The organism is Mycobacterium pinniadriaticum (assembly GCF_026242045.1).
Classification (GTDB): Bacteria; Actinomycetota; Actinomycetes; order Mycobacteriales; family Mycobacteriaceae; genus Mycobacterium; species Mycobacterium pinniadriaticum.
The window spans coordinates 246824-262685 of record NZ_JAPJDO010000006.1; the positions used below are offsets into that span (position 1 = coordinate 246824).

The 15862-nt window shown below is 64.6% G+C and carries 13 protein-coding genes; 12 read left to right on the top strand and 1 reads right to left on the bottom strand.

The features are described from left to right. The first annotated feature begins 16 nt into the window (after positions 1 to 16). The 10 genes from ORI27_RS10105 (at position 17) to ORI27_RS10150 (ending at position 11719) form a co-directional block, all read left to right on the top strand. Entirely contained in the window at positions 17 to 2644 is a 2628-nt protein-coding gene (locus ORI27_RS10105; RefSeq protein ID WP_265996620.1) for an NAD-dependent epimerase/dehydratase family protein, read from the top strand. A 319-nt stretch (positions 2645 to 2963) separates the two neighbouring features. Further along, entirely contained in the window at positions 2964 to 3665 is a 702-nt protein-coding gene (locus ORI27_RS10110; protein WP_266073930.1) for a hypothetical protein, read from the top strand. After that, positions 3662 to 4102 (top strand): Zn-ribbon domain-containing OB-fold protein, encoded by a 441-nt coding sequence (locus ORI27_RS10115; protein ID WP_265996622.1) that lies wholly within the window; start codon positions 3662 to 3664, stop codon positions 4100 to 4102. Before ORI27_RS10110 ends, ORI27_RS10115 begins: the two co-directional genes overlap by 4 nt. Further along, a complete protein-coding gene (locus ORI27_RS10120; protein WP_265996623.1) occupies positions 4099 to 5280 on the top strand; it encodes a thiolase family protein in 1182 nt (393 codons plus the stop codon). The genes ORI27_RS10115 and ORI27_RS10120 overlap by 4 nt, the downstream gene beginning before the upstream one ends. A gap of 166 nt (positions 5281 to 5446) precedes the next feature. After that, the gene (locus tag ORI27_RS10125) at positions 5447 to 6361 is read left to right on the top strand and encodes a 3-keto-5-aminohexanoate cleavage protein (RefSeq protein WP_265996624.1); all 915 of its coding nucleotides are present in this window, start codon (positions 5447 to 5449) and stop codon (positions 6359 to 6361) included. Beyond that, a complete protein-coding gene (locus ORI27_RS10130) occupies positions 6358 to 6561 on the top strand; it encodes a ferredoxin (RefSeq protein WP_265996625.1) in 204 nt (67 codons plus the stop codon). The genes ORI27_RS10125 and ORI27_RS10130 overlap by 4 nt, the downstream gene beginning before the upstream one ends. Continuing rightward, positions 6554 to 7738 carry a cytochrome P450 gene (locus tag ORI27_RS10135; protein ID WP_265996626.1) on the top strand — a complete coding sequence of 395 codons (1185 nt, stop codon included), beginning with the start codon at positions 6554 to 6556 and terminating at the stop codon, positions 7736 to 7738. The genes ORI27_RS10130 and ORI27_RS10135 overlap by 8 nt, the downstream gene beginning before the upstream one ends. Before the next feature lie 5 nt (positions 7739 to 7743). After that, positions 7744 to 9216 carry an aldehyde dehydrogenase family protein gene (locus ORI27_RS10140; RefSeq protein WP_265996627.1) on the top strand — a complete coding sequence of 491 codons (1473 nt, stop codon included), beginning with the start codon at positions 7744 to 7746 and terminating at the stop codon, positions 9214 to 9216. A 15-nt stretch (positions 9217 to 9231) separates the two neighbouring features. After that, positions 9232 to 10269, top strand: coding sequence for a hypothetical protein (locus ORI27_RS10145; RefSeq protein ID WP_265996628.1), 1038 nt, complete (start codon positions 9232 to 9234; stop codon positions 10267 to 10269). Positions 10270 to 10426: 157 nt separating this feature from the next. Then, positions 10427 to 11719 carry an alpha/beta hydrolase gene (locus ORI27_RS10150; RefSeq protein ID WP_265996629.1) on the top strand — a complete coding sequence of 431 codons (1293 nt, stop codon included), beginning with the start codon at positions 10427 to 10429 and terminating at the stop codon, positions 11717 to 11719. An 88-nt stretch (positions 11720 to 11807) separates the two neighbouring features. Here the strand turns inward: ORI27_RS10150 and ORI27_RS10155 are convergent, their stop codons facing one another. After that, positions 11808 to 12491, bottom strand: coding sequence for a TetR-like C-terminal domain-containing protein (locus tag ORI27_RS10155; RefSeq protein WP_265996630.1), 684 nt, complete (start codon positions 12489 to 12491; stop codon positions 11808 to 11810). Positions 12492 to 12648: 157 nt separating this feature from the next. On the opposite strand from ORI27_RS10155, the gene ORI27_RS10160 reads away from it, so the two are divergent. Both ORI27_RS10160 and ORI27_RS10165 read left to right on the top strand, forming a co-directional pair. Then, positions 12649 to 13656 (top strand): hypothetical protein, encoded by a 1008-nt coding sequence (locus ORI27_RS10160; protein ID WP_265996631.1) that lies wholly within the window; start codon positions 12649 to 12651, stop codon positions 13654 to 13656. Between the two features lie 13 nt (positions 13657 to 13669). Further along, positions 13670 to 15766 (top strand): NAD-dependent epimerase/dehydratase family protein, encoded by a 2097-nt coding sequence (locus ORI27_RS10165; RefSeq protein WP_265996632.1) that lies wholly within the window; start codon positions 13670 to 13672, stop codon positions 15764 to 15766. Positions 15767 to 15862: the final 96 nt, after the last annotated feature.

The following is a 15862-nucleotide window of genomic DNA, read 5'->3' on the forward strand; positions in this document are numbered from 1 at the left end:
CGAGATTGAAGGTGAGATGTCAGGTCGGGTTCTCGTCACCGGAGGAACAGGTGCGGCCGGCGCGGCGACTGTCAAGTGGCTGAAGCGGATGGGTGCCGACGTCGTCGTGCTCGCCCGTCGTGCGCCGTCGGTACCCCTGGCCGGGGTCGAGTACGTGGCCGCGGATATCCAGGACTCAAAAGGCGTGTCCCGCGCAGTTGCCGGGTGCGACGCGATCGCTCACTTCGCGTGGACGGTGTCGGCGATGCAGAGCGCGGAAATCGCCGAGGGCATCGATATCGGTGGAACCGCCAACCTGCTTCGCGCCATGGTCGACCACGATTGTCGACGGATGGTCTTCGCTTCGTCGATCACGGTGTACGGCGGGCACGCCGATCATCCGCAGCCGTTCACCGAGGACGAAGCACCGCGCCCGGCGGCGTCGTTCCACTACGAACGCAACAAGGTTCGCGCCGAGAAGATGATCGTGGACTCCGGGGTGCAAGCGGTGAACGTGCGGCCGACTGTCATCGTCGGCCGATCCTCGTGGAGCGCGCCGGCGAACATCTTCCGCCAGCCGGTGGTCGTCACGCCGGGACGTGATGCCCGCATGCAGCTGGTGCATGTCGACGATGTCGGTCGGTTTTGTGCGCAGGCGGCGTTGGGCGGGCCGACCGGCACGGTCAATCTGAACGCCGACGACGCGTTGACGTTCACCGAGATGGCGCAGGTCGTGGGACGCCCGGTCGTCAATTCCGGCAAGCGGTTCTCGCGGATGCTCGCGCGGACGATCGGCCGGGCCGAGAACTTCAGCTCGATCCCGGACCTCATCGAACTGTTCTTGCACTATCCGCTGGGTGATACCCGGAAGCTTCGCGAGGATTTCGGGTTCAGCTGCGCGTACACGTCAGCGGAGGCAGTGGCGGACATGACCGATTGGTCGGCGAGCATGTGGACCGTCGGCACCCGGTCCATTCGTAAACCCGTTCGGCTGGCGGTGCCGGCGATCTACCCGCGTGTGACAGCGGCAGCCGATGGACGTTCGACACAGATCATGCCGCCGGAGTACACCGGCGAATTCGACAGCCGCACCGGCGATCCGGATCTTCCGGAATGGAGCGCGGCCAATCTTTCCGAGGCCTTCCCCGGCCCGATGACGCCGTTATCGCTCGGTTTGGCCAACAAGATCATGTTCAGTGGTGCCAACATGCTCGATCATCTGTTCCCGATGGATCGGGACCTCATCACCACGGTGAGCACCAAACAGGTCGGCACCATTGGTCACCGCCTCTACAACAACATGACGGTGATGAAAATGCTGGCAGATGTCATTCCAGGCCAGACGCCGGAGAGCTTCGAACTGCAGATGAACGGGACCCCGCTGCCGGAGGGATACCGTGCGCCTCGCCTGACAGGGGCCGACGCGGTGGCCGGAATCCGGGCTGCGCTCAAGGGCGGTCCGCAGATCGTTGGGCTGGGCCGCGAGGTATCGGACATGGAGCGGCGCGTGACGAAGCTGATCGAGGACCGGCACGATCTCGCTGATCTCACCGACGAACAGTTGCATTCCCGCATCGAGCTCGTGACAGATCTCGTCGTCCGGTCCTGGGACATCAACAACATGAATACCTTCATGGTGAGTCTGCCGATGAACCTGATCAGGCAACGCTACGGCGAGAAGGCCGCGATGGATGTTCGCGCCGGCACGCAGAACTTGCGCAGCGCGGCGTTACTCAACGGGGTCCGTGAGCTGGCCGACATGTTGGCCGACGATGCGGGTCTACGGCTGCTGATCGAGAACAGCCCCAGGGAAGTCGTGATGGACAAGTTGCGCACGGACGCCCCGCGGTTCGCTGCCAAGTTCGAACGGTTGATCGCGGACTGCGGCCATCGCGGGCCCGGTGAAACCGAATTGAGCAATCCCGTGTACGCCGATGCTCCGGAACTACTGTTGCGGTCGGTGCTGGGCAGCATCCGTCCGGTGGCGCCCGTACCTGAGGCGCCACCACGTTCGAAGGTCGCCCGGGCGCTGACGAGGCTCGCGGTGGGTTCGATGGAGCGCCGCGAGCACGGACGAGATGTGTGCATGCGCGTCACGTACGAGATGCGACTGGTGCTCCGCGAATGGGGGAGGCGCCTGGCCGACCGAGGCACGTTGGCCTCGGCAGACGACGTCCACTATTTGTCGATCGATGAGCTCTATTACCCACCAGTCGATTCGAGGGATCTCGTCGTCCGCCGTCGGGCCGAGCGGACCAGACTCGCAGAACTCGAATTTCCGGTCCACTTCACGCAGCCGTGGATGCCAGACGACGGGGAGACGGCCACCGCGAATGGTGTGGTGACCGGCCAGGCCGCATCGCCCGGTGTGGCGCGCGGAGTCGTACGGATCCTGTCGCACCCGGACGATGATTTCGAACCCGGCGAGGTCCTGGTCGCCAACGTGACGGACACCGGCTGGACGCCGTTTTTCGGGTGTGCGGCGGCCATCGTTACCAACATCGGTGGCCCGATGTCACACGCCGCGATCGTGGCTCGAGAATTCGGAATCCCGGCCGTCGTCAACACGATGACAGCCACTTCACGGTTGAAGAACGGTCAGCTCGTGGAAGTCGACGGCAGTGCCGGGACGGTGCGTGTCGTCGATGAGATCACCGCACCATAGGAAGGGCGGCGCAATGTCATCCAAGGGCGACTACGGACATCGAACACTCGTTGGACCATTCGAACCCGTTGCCGGGGACGGCGATCCGACCAGGACCTACTACGGCTTGTCACTGTCGTGCACGTGGTTCTACCTCAACTTCCGCGATACCGAGGGCAAGCTGCACTTCGCGTACCGGACCGTGCTTGGGTTGGAGGGATCCCTGCACTTCACATGTAACGCTTCATGCGGCGGTGTATTGCGAAAGGTAGTGATGCCCGAGGGGCGCGAGTTCTTCCGAGGGCCCGTCGTCACCTCTGTCGCAGACGATACGTACCGTATGGTGAGCAAGCCCGCCGAGCCGGGTTACGCCACCGGAGAGCCGTTCGAGTTGAGCCGCACTGCAACCGAATTGACCTACTCCGAGGGATCGGAACTGCAGTTCAGTGGCCGCCGCATCGGTCCCGGAATGCAGGTCTACGTGCCGAGTGGGCCGACACCGCTGTTCTACACCTCGCTACAGCACCGCGTTTCGGGGACCGCGTTCGGAAAGCCCGCTGAAGGGTTCCTGTGGCTCGATCAGTGCTACCTGCCACCCGGCGTCACATGGCGCAACAGCGACTTCTTCAAGGGTGTCGAACTCGCATGGACGCCGTTCGGGACAGAGTTCTCCGACGGCTCCATCGAGATGGGACATATCTGCTATGGCGCCAACGGTTTCAACTTCTCATTGATCGCCACCGGAGACGATGAGATACTGCACTGCACCTCCGACGTCGCCGCACGGGACATCAAGTACAAGCCAGACACATTCCCCGAGCACATGTACTACGAGGTCGACGGGGTCGACTGGGAGTGGTCGGCGGTCGATGACGGCGAGTTGCCGGACCAGGCGTCCGGGCACGACTTCTATCGCTCCTCGGAGGGATACCTTCGACGGGCGGGGGAAAGCCGAACTCCGGTGGTATATCACTCGTACAACGAGTTCTTCCCGCCGGCCATCAAGTCCTGGGAGTCAACTGGACGGATTATCGGCCGATGACCGTCGACCCAGGCACCGCGGTGCCGGCCGCAGGCCACCGACTCCGGCCGCTTCCCACGCCGGATGAGGAACCGTTCTGGCGTGCGGGTGCCGACGGCACGCTGTTGATGCAGCGATGCAACACCTGCTCTCGATGGCAACACCCGCCGAATCCCGTTTGCTTCGACTGCCTTTCGCGAGACGTGACTTTCGAGTCGGTGAGTGGGACGGGTTGGGTCTATTCGTTCACCGTCAACCACCAGCCGTGGCTACCGCATCTGGAAGAGCCCTTCGCCGTCATCGTGGTGGAGCTCGACGAACAGCCGGGATTGCGCTTTGTCAGTCGGATCGTGGACACGCCCGTGGACACCGTGGCGGTGGGCATGCGGGTCCGGGTCGTCTTCGACTCCGTCGGCGACGGCCTGTTCGTTCCGCTCTTCACGGCGGAGACGTCATGATCCGACCGGAGCGCGAAGCGGTCATCCGGGGCTTTGGCTCCTCGCAGGTCGGTCGGCGGCTACCCGCCAGTGAGATGTCGCTCACCGTGGATGCGTGTCTGGCCGCACTCGCGGACGCCGGTATCACTCGCGATGAAATCGACGGTCTTGCGACGTTTCCCGGCGGTGGATTCGACACCCCGGGACTGGCGGGGCCCGGCGCCGACGAGGTGCACGCCGCGCTGGGCCTGCGCACCAACTGGAAATACGGTGGCCCCGAGGGGGGTCAGCTGGGCGGGTTCTTTTCGGCTTGCCTAGCCGTGGCCACGGGGCTGGCCAGGCACGTGCTGGTCTACCGAACCGTCGGTGAGGCATCCGCACAGGGGGCGGCCGGTCGTGCCGCGGCCCTGTCGAGCGGTCCAGACACCGCGGTGTCCGGCTTCAGGCGTTGGCTGGCGCCGTTCGACGCCCACTCCCCGGTCAACTGGATCGCCCTGTACGCGCAGCGTCACATGCACGAGTTCGGCACCACCCGAGAGCATCTTGGTGCGATCGCGGTGAACAACCGCCGGAATGCCGGTGGCAACCCGAACGCGGTGTACCGGACGCCGATGACCCTCGATGACTACTTCAACGCGCGCGTCATCTCCACGCCTTTCGGGATGCTCGACTGTGACGTGCCGTGTGACGGTTCGGTGGCGTTTGTCGTGTCGCATGTCGACACCGCCGACGATGGGCCGCACCCTTCTATCGGCATCGAATCGATCGGCTGGGCCATGCGACACCGTCCGTTGTGGGACCAGTGGTCGGACATGACCGAGATGGCGGCCTGGGACGTGGCCGCACACCTGTGGGAGCGAAGCGACCTGAAGTGGTCCGACGTCGATCAAGTCCAGCTCTATGACGGGTTCTCGTTCTTGCCACTGATGTGGCTGGAAGCACTCGGGTTCTGCGACAAAGGCGAGTCGGGCGCGTTCGTCGAGGCCGGCAAACGAATCGCGCTGGACGGCCCGCTGCCGCTCAACACCGGTGGGGGCCAGTTGTCCGGCGGCCGGCTGCACGGCTGCGGTCTGCTGTACGAAGCGTGCGTTCAGCTGGCGGACCGCGGTGGCGATCGGCAGGCGGGCCGCCCGAACACCGTCGCGGTCGGGGTCGGTGGCGGTCCGACTGCGGGCGCAGCCCTGCTGGTGAGGCGATGAGCGCTTGCGTGAAGAGTGTCCTCAAACCCGGCCCGGGGTCAACCGGGAACTTCTCCTACCGCGGAGCCACCGGCATCGTGGCAGACGTCGGCGGGATGTGGAAGCGCAAGACTCACAGCAAATTTCAACACATTGACCAGTTGTCGGCACTTTCAGGAGGAACGCGATGAGTTTTCGCGACGACGGCAAGGTGTACTTGGAAGTCGGAATCAACGAAGTCGTCAGCAAAGACGACAACCCGAACGTGCCGTATGGCGCCGAGGAGACGGCCCGCGACGTCGTCGACTGCATTCAGCACGGTGCGACGGTGGTCCACTTCCACGCCCGTTACGACGACGGCAAGCAGGCATGGATCGATGACGAGGTCTCCCGCACAGTACTGGCAACCGCGGCGACCGAGGTCGACCCGCTGGCCTACCCCAGCTATCACGGCAGTCTCGACCACATCTGGGCACTCGCTGAGCGGCCGCCGGCGGGCACCAAGTTGTTGCTGACTCCCTTCGACCCGGTGCAACATGTCAAGCGTGTGTTGTGGCTGGAGGACGAGAACCGTTTCGGTGTAGTCAGTTTCGGCCCTGACGATCCCAATAACTCCAACCCGCCATACCCGCCGGAGTTGGATCGGTTCGCTGAGCTTGGGCTAGTGCCCAACATCGCGGTGTTCAACGCCGCAGACATGCGCTGGGTCGCGTTGGCCGCACGGATCGGAATCCTACGACAGCCGCTCAACATCAAGCTGTTCTTCTCGGACCGCTGGGTGTCGAACAACGATCCCGACCCCGATGTGATCGACTTCCTGTTGTCGCGGATTCCCGACGGCATCGATCACGAAACCGTGGTTGTGCCGTACGCGATGAGCTCGGCCGAACGGTCAGAACTGTTGTGGGATCGCGCATTGGACCGCGGTCTGGGTATCCGCGTCGGCGTGGGTGACTGTCCGTGGGCGTTCCCGACGGCCACCAACGCCGAGATGGTCGACCGCGCCGTTGACATGATCACTCGCAAGGGCTTGACCCCAGCGACGCAGGCTGACTTGCGGGCGCGTGTCGGCGCGCCTGCCGTCGAGGAGGTCACGTCGTGACCGTCGCGGTCGACCCTGAACGGTGTATGGGCCACGGCCAGTGCTTCGCGTATGGACCCGACGTGTACAAGCCCGACGACGAGGGCTACTGCGTGTTGACCGCATCCATCATCACGAGCACATTGCTGGAACAGGCCGTCGCGGGCGCCCAGGCATGCCCCGAGGCGGCGATCACGGTTGGCGAGGTGACCAATGTCTGACGAGAATGCCGCGAGCTCAGCACAATTCGACCCCTTCACGCCGCAGGCGGACCCGTACACCCCACTCAGTGAAGCCGGCGCCCGCTGCCCTGTGGTATCCGCACCGAACGGCGCGGTGATCGTGACCGGAGCCGCTAACGTGGCCGCAGTCTTCAAGGACTCGGCGTCCTTCCGCAATGAGCTGCGGCCACCCGAACCGGGCACACGGCCAAGCCTTGTGCATCTGGACGGCGACGAGCATGCCCGGATGCGCAAGTTGGTGGTCAAAGCCTTCACGCCGCGCGCGGTGAAGATCCTCGAAGCACCGACGTATGCGATCGCCCACGAGCTCGTCGACCGTTTCATCGAACGCGGTTACGCGAACATGTGCACGGAGTTCGCGTTCCTGCTGCCTGCCATGGTGATTGCGGAATTGGTCGGGATCCCAGAGGGGGATCGGTCGCAGTTCGTGAAATGGGCGGACGATGCGATCACCGCAGCCGGCCCGAACTCGACGGGTTACGCTCAGTCCGATTCCGAGCTGCGCGAGTACGTGTTGGGGATCATCGACCGCCGTCGTGAGGCGCCCGGAGAGGATCTGCTGAGTCAGCTGATCCAGGTGCATGACGGTGCGGACCGCCTGAGCACAGACGAACTCGTCGCTCTGGTGCGAATGTTGATCCTCGCGGGCACGGATACGACAGCTAACCTGATCGGATCGATGCTGCATCAACTGCTTTCGGAGGGCAGCAGGTGGGAACGGCTGCGGACCGATCGAACGCTGATCCCGAACGTCGTCGAGGAGACGCTGCGCTTCGACCCGCCGTTGTACTGGGTACCCCGGAAGGCGGCGACCGACGTGGAGATTGCCGGCGCCACGATCGTGGCCGGCACGTTGGTGTGCAACGCCGTCGGGCATGCGAACCGTCACATTGAAGGCCTCGACCGGCCGAACCAATGGGATATGGATCGGCCTGCCGCCCGTAATCGCACGCACCAGACGTTCGGATTCGGCGAGCACTTCTGCATCGGCTCGTCACTGGCACGTCTGGAGGCGACGATCGTGCTGGAGGTACTCCTCGAGCGGCTTCCGAGCCTCACACTGGCGCCCGACTACGTCTATGAACCACACGGGCCGTTGATGATGCGAGGTGTCAAGAGCATGCCGGTCACCTTCTCTGCTGGCGCCCGGAAGTGACATCCGTGAGCGCACTCGGCACCCGGCTGCTGATCGACGGTGCGTTGGTCGGTGACACCGGCCTGACGTCCGATGTCATCGACCCGTCCACCGGAGCCGTCGTTCGCACGTTGCCGCTGGGTGGGCTCGACGAGCTCGACGCGGCTCTTGCCGCGGCGCGCAGCAGCTTTGACGGGGGCGGTTGGCCCTGTCTCGCCGCGAGTGACCGGGTGCGGATCCTGCTCAGGCTGGCGGATCTCATCGAAGTCCACGCCGACGATTTCGCACGCTTCGTCGAGACGGAGGTGGGCACCTGCCGCCGAGTGGCGGGGCCGGGGCAGGTCGCCCGTCCGATGGATCATTACCGTGACATGGTGGCGAGGGCCGGTGTGGAACTCGGCCGAGCGCTTCCCCAGCTGCCAGGGCCGCCCGTGACCGGGCAGCGGGTGGTGCGGGAGCCCCGCGGCGTGGTCGCGGCGATAACACCCTGGAACGCACCGCACCTGCTCAACTTGTGGAAGGTGGGTCCGGCGTTGGCTACGGGCAACACAATGGTGTTGAAGCCGGCACCTGAGGCGCCCAGTTGCGCGTTGCTGCTGGGCGAGCTGGCCGTCGAGGCGGGGCTGCCCGCCGGCGTACTGAACGTGATAACCGGTGGCGCCGACGTCGGCCGGGCGATGGTCTGCGACCCTCGTGTCGATATGGTCGCCTTCACGGGTTCATCGGCCGTCGGGCGGGCGATCGCACAATCGGCGGGTGCGACGCTCAAGCACACGTTGCTGGAGCTCGGCGGGAAGTCCGCGCTGTTGGCCCTGCCCGACGCCGACGTGCCGTCGCTTGTCGCCGCCGTGATGCGGTTCGTCACGCTAGCGGGGCAGGGATGTGGACTTCTGACCCGCGTCCTGGTACCCGACAGCCTCCACGACATCGTGGTCGCAGGTCTCGTCGATGCTGTGCGCCGTGTCAAGGTCGGACCTGCCGGTGATCCTGAAACGGTTATGGGACCGGTTATTTCGGCCGCCGCACGGGATCGCATCGAGGGGACCATCAGGGCGGCTGTCGCCGAAGGCGCGACCGTAGCGTGCGGGGGCGGGCGTCCCGATGGCGTGCCGGTCGGTGGCTTCTACCTCGAGCCGACGATCCTCACCGGTCTCACCAACAACACGACGATCGCGCGTGAGGAGGTCTTCGGGCCGGTGATTGCGGTAATCCGATACAGCGGAGATCCCGACGAGGGGGTGCGGCTCGCCAACGACAGCCCCTATGGGCTCGTCGGCGCGGTCTGGACGTCCGACACCGCGCTCGGTCTGCAACTGGCGAGCCGCATTCGGGCCGGGCAGGTCCGCGTCAACGCCACCGCGTCTGGAAATGAAGCTCCGTTCGGTGGATACAAGCAGTCCGGTGTCGGCCGGGAGGTCGGGCTCGAAGGCGTACTGGAATACACCACCGTCAAGTACGTCGCCTGGCAGATCCCCGCTACCAACAACAGATCAATATAGAGAGGATGCCTTCTGATGTCGGTACCCATGATCGGCAACCTCGATTTCGCCACGTCCGTCAGTTGTTACCAGCCCAATCTCGCTATGCACCTGCCAACGGCGCGGCCCTTCGGCCTGACAGAGCAATCGACCTACCTCTACGGCGGTTGGCGTGACGGGTCCGGCGCTCTGCACATAGTCGAGCGCAAATTCTGCGGGCCCATGACGGCCGGACTGTGGATGATGTCGAACCGTTCGGGCAAGGTCAGTCTGGCGCCGGAGTCGTTGAACACGGTGCGCGGCGAGGTGAAGCGTGAGTACTCCCAGACCGAGCACCGGTTACACGGATCGCTGCTCGGGAAGGCCGGCGGCGCAACGGAGGAGGGCCTGGACTACCGGCTGGTGTCCGGTGGGATGCATTGGCGCGAGGGCACCATCCTCGAGCTCGACGGTCGTCTCGTGGGTCCGGGAATCCAGATCGGTTCGCTGGACAACGACGAGCCGTTCTTCTACACCAGCGAGCTGTACAAGGTGGCCGGCACCGTCCTCGGCGAAGTGGTGGAGGGGTTCGTGTTCCTCGATCACGGCTACTGGGTCCACGGACAGGACTGGAAGGAATACCGGATCTTCAACGGTACCCAGCTGTCGTGGTCGGCCTTCGCCACCGAATTCGCCGACGGTCACGTGGAGTGGGGGCAGGTGGCTATCGGGCGACAGAAATTCAACTTCGTCGCTGTCGCCGACGGGGACGGTCCGGTGGTCATGGATGTCGGTACCGCCGGCGGTGTGGACCCCGATCCCGAAGACTGGGCACACCGAATCGGCTACCGCTCCAACGACGGTCGCACATGGGTGTTCGAGCTCGAGCCGGGTGGCCAGATGTCGCAGTTCTCGGCGGCACGCTGGGGTGGCTACCGTGCGCAAGCTGGTCGCGTCTCGCGCGCAGGGGACGACCGTGACGTGAAGGTCGCGTTCTCCTGGGGAGAGTCGTTCATGGAGCGCTTCCGCGATGAGGGCATCGGCTCGGTCGACGAGCTGCTGTCGAACTCGTGGTCTGCGCATCCGAAACCGTAACGGGAGGTCCCGCGGTGCCCACTCAGACGATGTCGATGGTGGATCCGACTGCTGATTCGGGTCGTGCTGGCGCACTGGGCCGGCCGCTGACTGAACTACCCGCGTCTCCGGAGGGCCAGTGAGGGTTTCCCGGCGCAGCCGAGCAGTGGCCGCACCCATGAGCAGTGAGCGATCGGTGCGCCTGGCGGTCCAGCTGGCGGTATTGAGTGCGCTCGCTGCCGCCGTCGCCAACTCGACGCTGGCCGACCGGTGTCTGCGGCGGGTGTTGCCCGGTCTGTCATCGGCGGTATCCGTTGTGCCGTTGGCCGTTCTGGGCCTGTTCACCAGTGAGTTTCCGCGGCAGGTGTTCGCGGTGGAGGCCGCGGCGGGACTTGCGCTCGCGCCGTCCGCGCTACGCCGGGGGCGGGGGCGCTGGGCCCTGTTGGCCCTAGCCACGTCGTGGCTAGGGCTCTTGCTCGCGTCACGGCGGGGTCACGTCGCGGGAGTCATCCTCGATGGCGCGTTGAAATCGGCCCTCGGAGTGGACTATCGGTCCGCGCTGCCGGTAGCTGTTCACCAGGACATGTCGACGCGACGGCAGGACAAGTGGATTCCGAAGTTCAGCCAGCGCCCGCGGTATCTGCGGCACGCGGACCTGTCCTACGGCACGGCGCACGTCAGGAACGATCTCGACATCTGGTACCGGAACGATTTGTCTTGCGATGGTCGAGCACCCGTACTCCTTCAGATCCACGGCAGCGCGTGGGTGGCCGGAAGCAAGCGCGGACAGGGCTATCCGCTGATGGCGCATATGACCGAACGCGGATGGGTCTGTGTGGCGATCAACTATTCGTTGGCGCCGGTCGCCCGCTGGCCAGCCCATATCATCGACGTCAAACGCGCCCTGGCATGGGTGAAGCGTGAGATCGCTGAATATGGTGGGGATCCTAATTTCATTGCATTGACCGGTGGTTCGGCGGGTGGTCACTTGACCGCACTCGCTGCGCTCACACCCAACGAGCCGGTGTTCCAACCCGGCTTCGAAGACGTCGATACCGCGGTGGCCGCGGCTGTTCCGTTCTATGGGGTCTACGACTTACTCGACCGCAGCGTGAAGGCACCGCGAGAGCAGCGCGCGTTCCTGACGAGAATTGTGATCGGTGCATCGCCTGAGGTGGCTCCGAAGATATGGACCGAGGGGTCGCCGATGCACTGGATTCGGCCGGACGCACCGCCGTTTTTCGTCCTGCACGGCTCGATTGACACCCTCACCCCGCCCTCGACGGCTCGTAGGTTTGCCGAACAGTTGTCCAAGGTGTCACGCGAACCGGTCGTGTTTGCTGAATTGCCTGGTGCACAACATATGTGGGAAGCGGTGCCCAGTGTCCGGACTGCGGCGACGGTCGCTGCCGTCGATCGGTTCCTGACCACGATCCACCGCAGGCACGGTGGATTGTCGGGACCAGGGTGACTCGCGGCGCCGGGGAACACCATGATCGTGGGACGGCTCAATACACCGACCAGATAAGATGATTGGCGCCGCGCGTCCCATCGTCATCTCAGGGACGATCGGTGTTCTCGAGGGCAAGAGCGACGAAGTGCGCGAGAACCGCGTCAAGATCAGCGCCGGTGAGCGTCGAGGCGCCCAGGTGGGTTGCGCCCGCGTGCTGGCTGTACAGCGCGTGGATCAGCAGGCCCCCGCCGATGGCTTCGAGTGCCGCGACGGCGTCGATCGACTGTCGAAGCTCGCCGTAACGTGACGCATTGTCCAATGCGGCGATGTTCACCTCGAAGTTCGGGTCGATAACACGTTCGCGGTAGGTTTGATACAGATCTGGAAACTGTGCTGCCTCAAGGTGTATGCGCAGGCTGGCGATGCCCTGGGGTGACGTGAAGTATGCGTAGATGTCGCGCGCGTACCGCATGAGTTGATCGCGGATGGTTCCCTGCCCGTCGACGGTCGGCAGCGTCGCGTTGGCGAGGGCATCCAGCAGAAGTGCTTCGCGATCCGAATAGCGCCGATACAAGACGTCGCGGCTCACCTGGGCCGCTCTTGCTACACGGTCGAAATGAAAACCGGACCAACCCAATTCGGCATAGGTTCGGCGAGCCGCGACGAGGACCCGATCGTCGATGTCCGGATCGCGTCTGCGGCCGCCGCCCGGCCGTCGGCGACGTGTCGTGGCGGTGCCTTCGCCGTCGGAATCGGCTCGGGACGATGCGGAGCCTCGCTTACCGGTCATCAGCTCCCTTTCCGGCGGGTTGGTCGAAGTCGACTGAAGTTTAACGCGTTCCACTATTGCCAACACAAAGTGTCGGTAATAATGTCGGTGTGGCTTCCCGCGGTGCCACAACCGGAACCGCCCGAAACCAGGCAGCTGTGCCGGAAAGGCCACCAACATGGCTTCAGACATCGGATCGTTCGGCCATCGCGCACTCACGGCGTCTTACACGCCCGATGTGACCGTTCATCATCCGTACAACACTCCATTCGGGCTGAGCGAGCAGGTCGTCTACTTCTACGGTGGTTGGCGGGAATCCGACGGCACCCTGCACGTCTTCGAACGCAAGTTCATCGGCCCGATGACCGCCGGGCTGTGGCTGATGAACGCCAGGGGTGGCGCCGTGACCATCGAGCCGGCATCCGCGAAAACGGTACGCGGTGAGGTGAAACGGGAGTATTCCGAGGACCGCGTGCTGCTCCATGGCGCCATGATGGAGAAGGTCGGGGATTCGGGTGGAGCGTTCCGATTTCACGGCGCTCCGGGCAAGTTCGAATGGCGGGAGGGGGACTTGCTTGCGCTCGACGGCGCGCTCGTCGGACCCGGCGTGCAGATCCTCTCACCGGACGAAGCCGAGCCGATTCTCTACATCAGCGAGCTGTACAAGGTGGGTGGCACCGTGCTCGGTGACCAGGTCGAGGGATTTGTCTTCTGGGACCACGCCTACTGGCCGTCTGGATACGACTGGAAAGAATTTCGCGTCTTCAAGGACCTTCAGCTCGGTTGGGAGGCGTTCGCCAACGAGTACGACGATGGCAGCATCGAGTGGGGCCATCTCTGCTTCGGGCGTGACGGCTTCAACTTCGCTGGCGTAAGTGACCAAAACGGCGCGGTGGTGATGGACAGCGGCGTCGTCGGCGGAGTCGATCTGGGGGACGAGGACTGGGCGCAACGAGCGCGGTGGCGGGCCTCGACTGGTGAGCAGTGGACGTTCGAGTTGGAACGCGGCGGCAAGCTCTCCGAGTTCACGGCGGCGCGGTGGGGTGGCTACCGTGCTCAGGCGGGCCACACCCGGCGCGTCGGCGACGACCGGACGGTGCGATTGGGATTCAGCTGGCTGGAGACCTTCGGCGACCGGATCCGCGAGAGCGGGATCCCGTCCTTCGACGGATCCACCCGCGGTTGATCTCGGGGCATCGGTGACAACGCACGGCCGGGTGCTGCTGACCGGCGGAACCGGAGCGTTCGGGGCCGCGACCGCCAAGTGGCTGACGCGCGCGGGACACGACGTCGTCGTATTCGCCCGGCACGAACCACGTCATGTCCCCAGGGGGGCGCGCTTCGTGCGCGGGGACATCGCCGATCTCGACTCGGTCCGACAGGGGATGGCGGGATGTGACACCGTGGTCCACTTGGCCTGGGTGCTCAGCGGGTCGATCAGCCACGCAGAAGCAGAACCCGTGAACCTGGGGGGTACTCGCAACGTGCTGCGCGCTATGGGAGAAACAGGTTGCAAACGCCTGGTTTTCGCGTCGTCAGTGACCGCCTATGGCGCACACCCCGATCACCAGCAGGCTTGGCTCGAACACGAACCCCTCGAACCGGCCTATGGGTTGGTGTACGAGTGGCACAAGGCGAAGGCCGAAGCCATGATCATCGAGTCCGGGGTGGAGGCGATCCGCGTGCGTCCCACCGTCGCGGTGGGGCGAGATGCGCACAATGCACCGGCCAACCTATACCGACAGCTGGCCATTCCGAACCTGGGCGGACGAGCTCGGATCCAGATGGTGCACCAGTACGACGTGGGACGGTTCTTCGCCCACGCATGTGACAGCGCCGCTACCGGCGCTGTAAACCTGGCAGCTGACGATGTCCTCACGTGGACGGAGGTAGCACATCTGGCTCGGCGGCCGGCGTTGCCGACACCACCTCGCATTCTGCTGCCGGCCGTTCGTGCACTCAGTCGGATTGCACCAGCCGCCCGCTCGGCGCCCGAACTCGTCGATCTGTTCCTGCATTGGCCACTCGCTGATACGACGCGGCTGAAGGAGGACTTCGGATTCACCGTCGGGTACTCGTCGGCTGACGCCATCGCGGACCAGGGGCGCAATGCCACCAGTCACTTCGTCCTGGGGATGCGCGAAATCCGTCGTCCCTTCAAGCTCGACCGGACGACACCGTGCGATGCGGCGCAGTCCGACGCCGAGGGCCGGTCGATCGACGTCGTAACCGGCGAGGCCAGGGGAGAATTCGATACACCGCGAGCAGACCCCGGTTATCCGGAGTGGACATGTGCAAATCTTGCCGAGGCGTTCCCCGGACCGATGACACCGCTGTCGCTGGAGCTGGTCCGAGAAGCACTTTTCAGCGGTGCCGACCAAGTCGCTCGGCTGCTTCCGCTGGATGACCGAATCAAAGACAACGTCCGACGTCGGCAGATAGGGGTGTTCGGCCACAGGTTCTATCAAAACCTCAGTGTGCTGAGCGAGATGGCCTCGGCGATCCCCGGCCAGACCGCAGAGGACTTCGAACATCAGATCAACGGCAAGCCGTATCCCCCTGGATATGAACGACCACGGCAGAGTCCACGGGATGTGGTCAAGTACGCCGGATTTGCCGTGACTGCCGGCCCTCGGCTGGTTGGTGTACCGAATGCCGTGGCTGCTGTCGAGCGGCGTGCAGACGAGGCAGCGGATTCCCACCGGATTCTGGTCGCATTGACCGACGAGTCCCTCCGCGCACGCATCGAGACTCTATGGGGCGATTGTGTAGATGGCTGGAAGGTCGGACTACTCTGCACCTTCCTGGTGAGCGCACCAACCTCGATCCTGCAGCGGCGTTACGGTCCGATGGCGCCCGGACGCGTTGACGGATCTGATCCGGGACTCGCGAGTTCGCGACTCCTGCAGGGTGTTACGGAGCTGGCCGTTGTCGCTCGTGGCAGACCGGTGGCAGCATCGGTGCTCGCTGGCGTGCCTGACGCCGATAGCTGGGCCGATCTCCGCGGTCGCGATCCACAATTCGCTCAGCAGATCCAGCGCCTCGTCGAGGAGGTCGGGCACCGCGGCCCTGGCGAAACTGAACTCGCGAATGCGGTTTACGCCGATGCGCCATGGCTCCTGCTTCGGGCAATCAACGGCGCCATCGAACGTCGGGACAATGTTGCGATATCGCCACCACGCGGATTCGTCGAACGAGGCCTGAGGGGTCTCAGCCATTCGACGATGGCCCAACGCGAACGGTGCCGCGACGCGGTGATGAAGCTGACGCATCAACTGCGCCTAGGAGGCCGCTGAATAATCGGCGTGTCTCCTCGGTGTAGCGGCTTGAGCTGGGAAAATGGATTCATGCAAGGCATGGAGCGGCCGGATCGGGAACTGTTGGACGCCCGG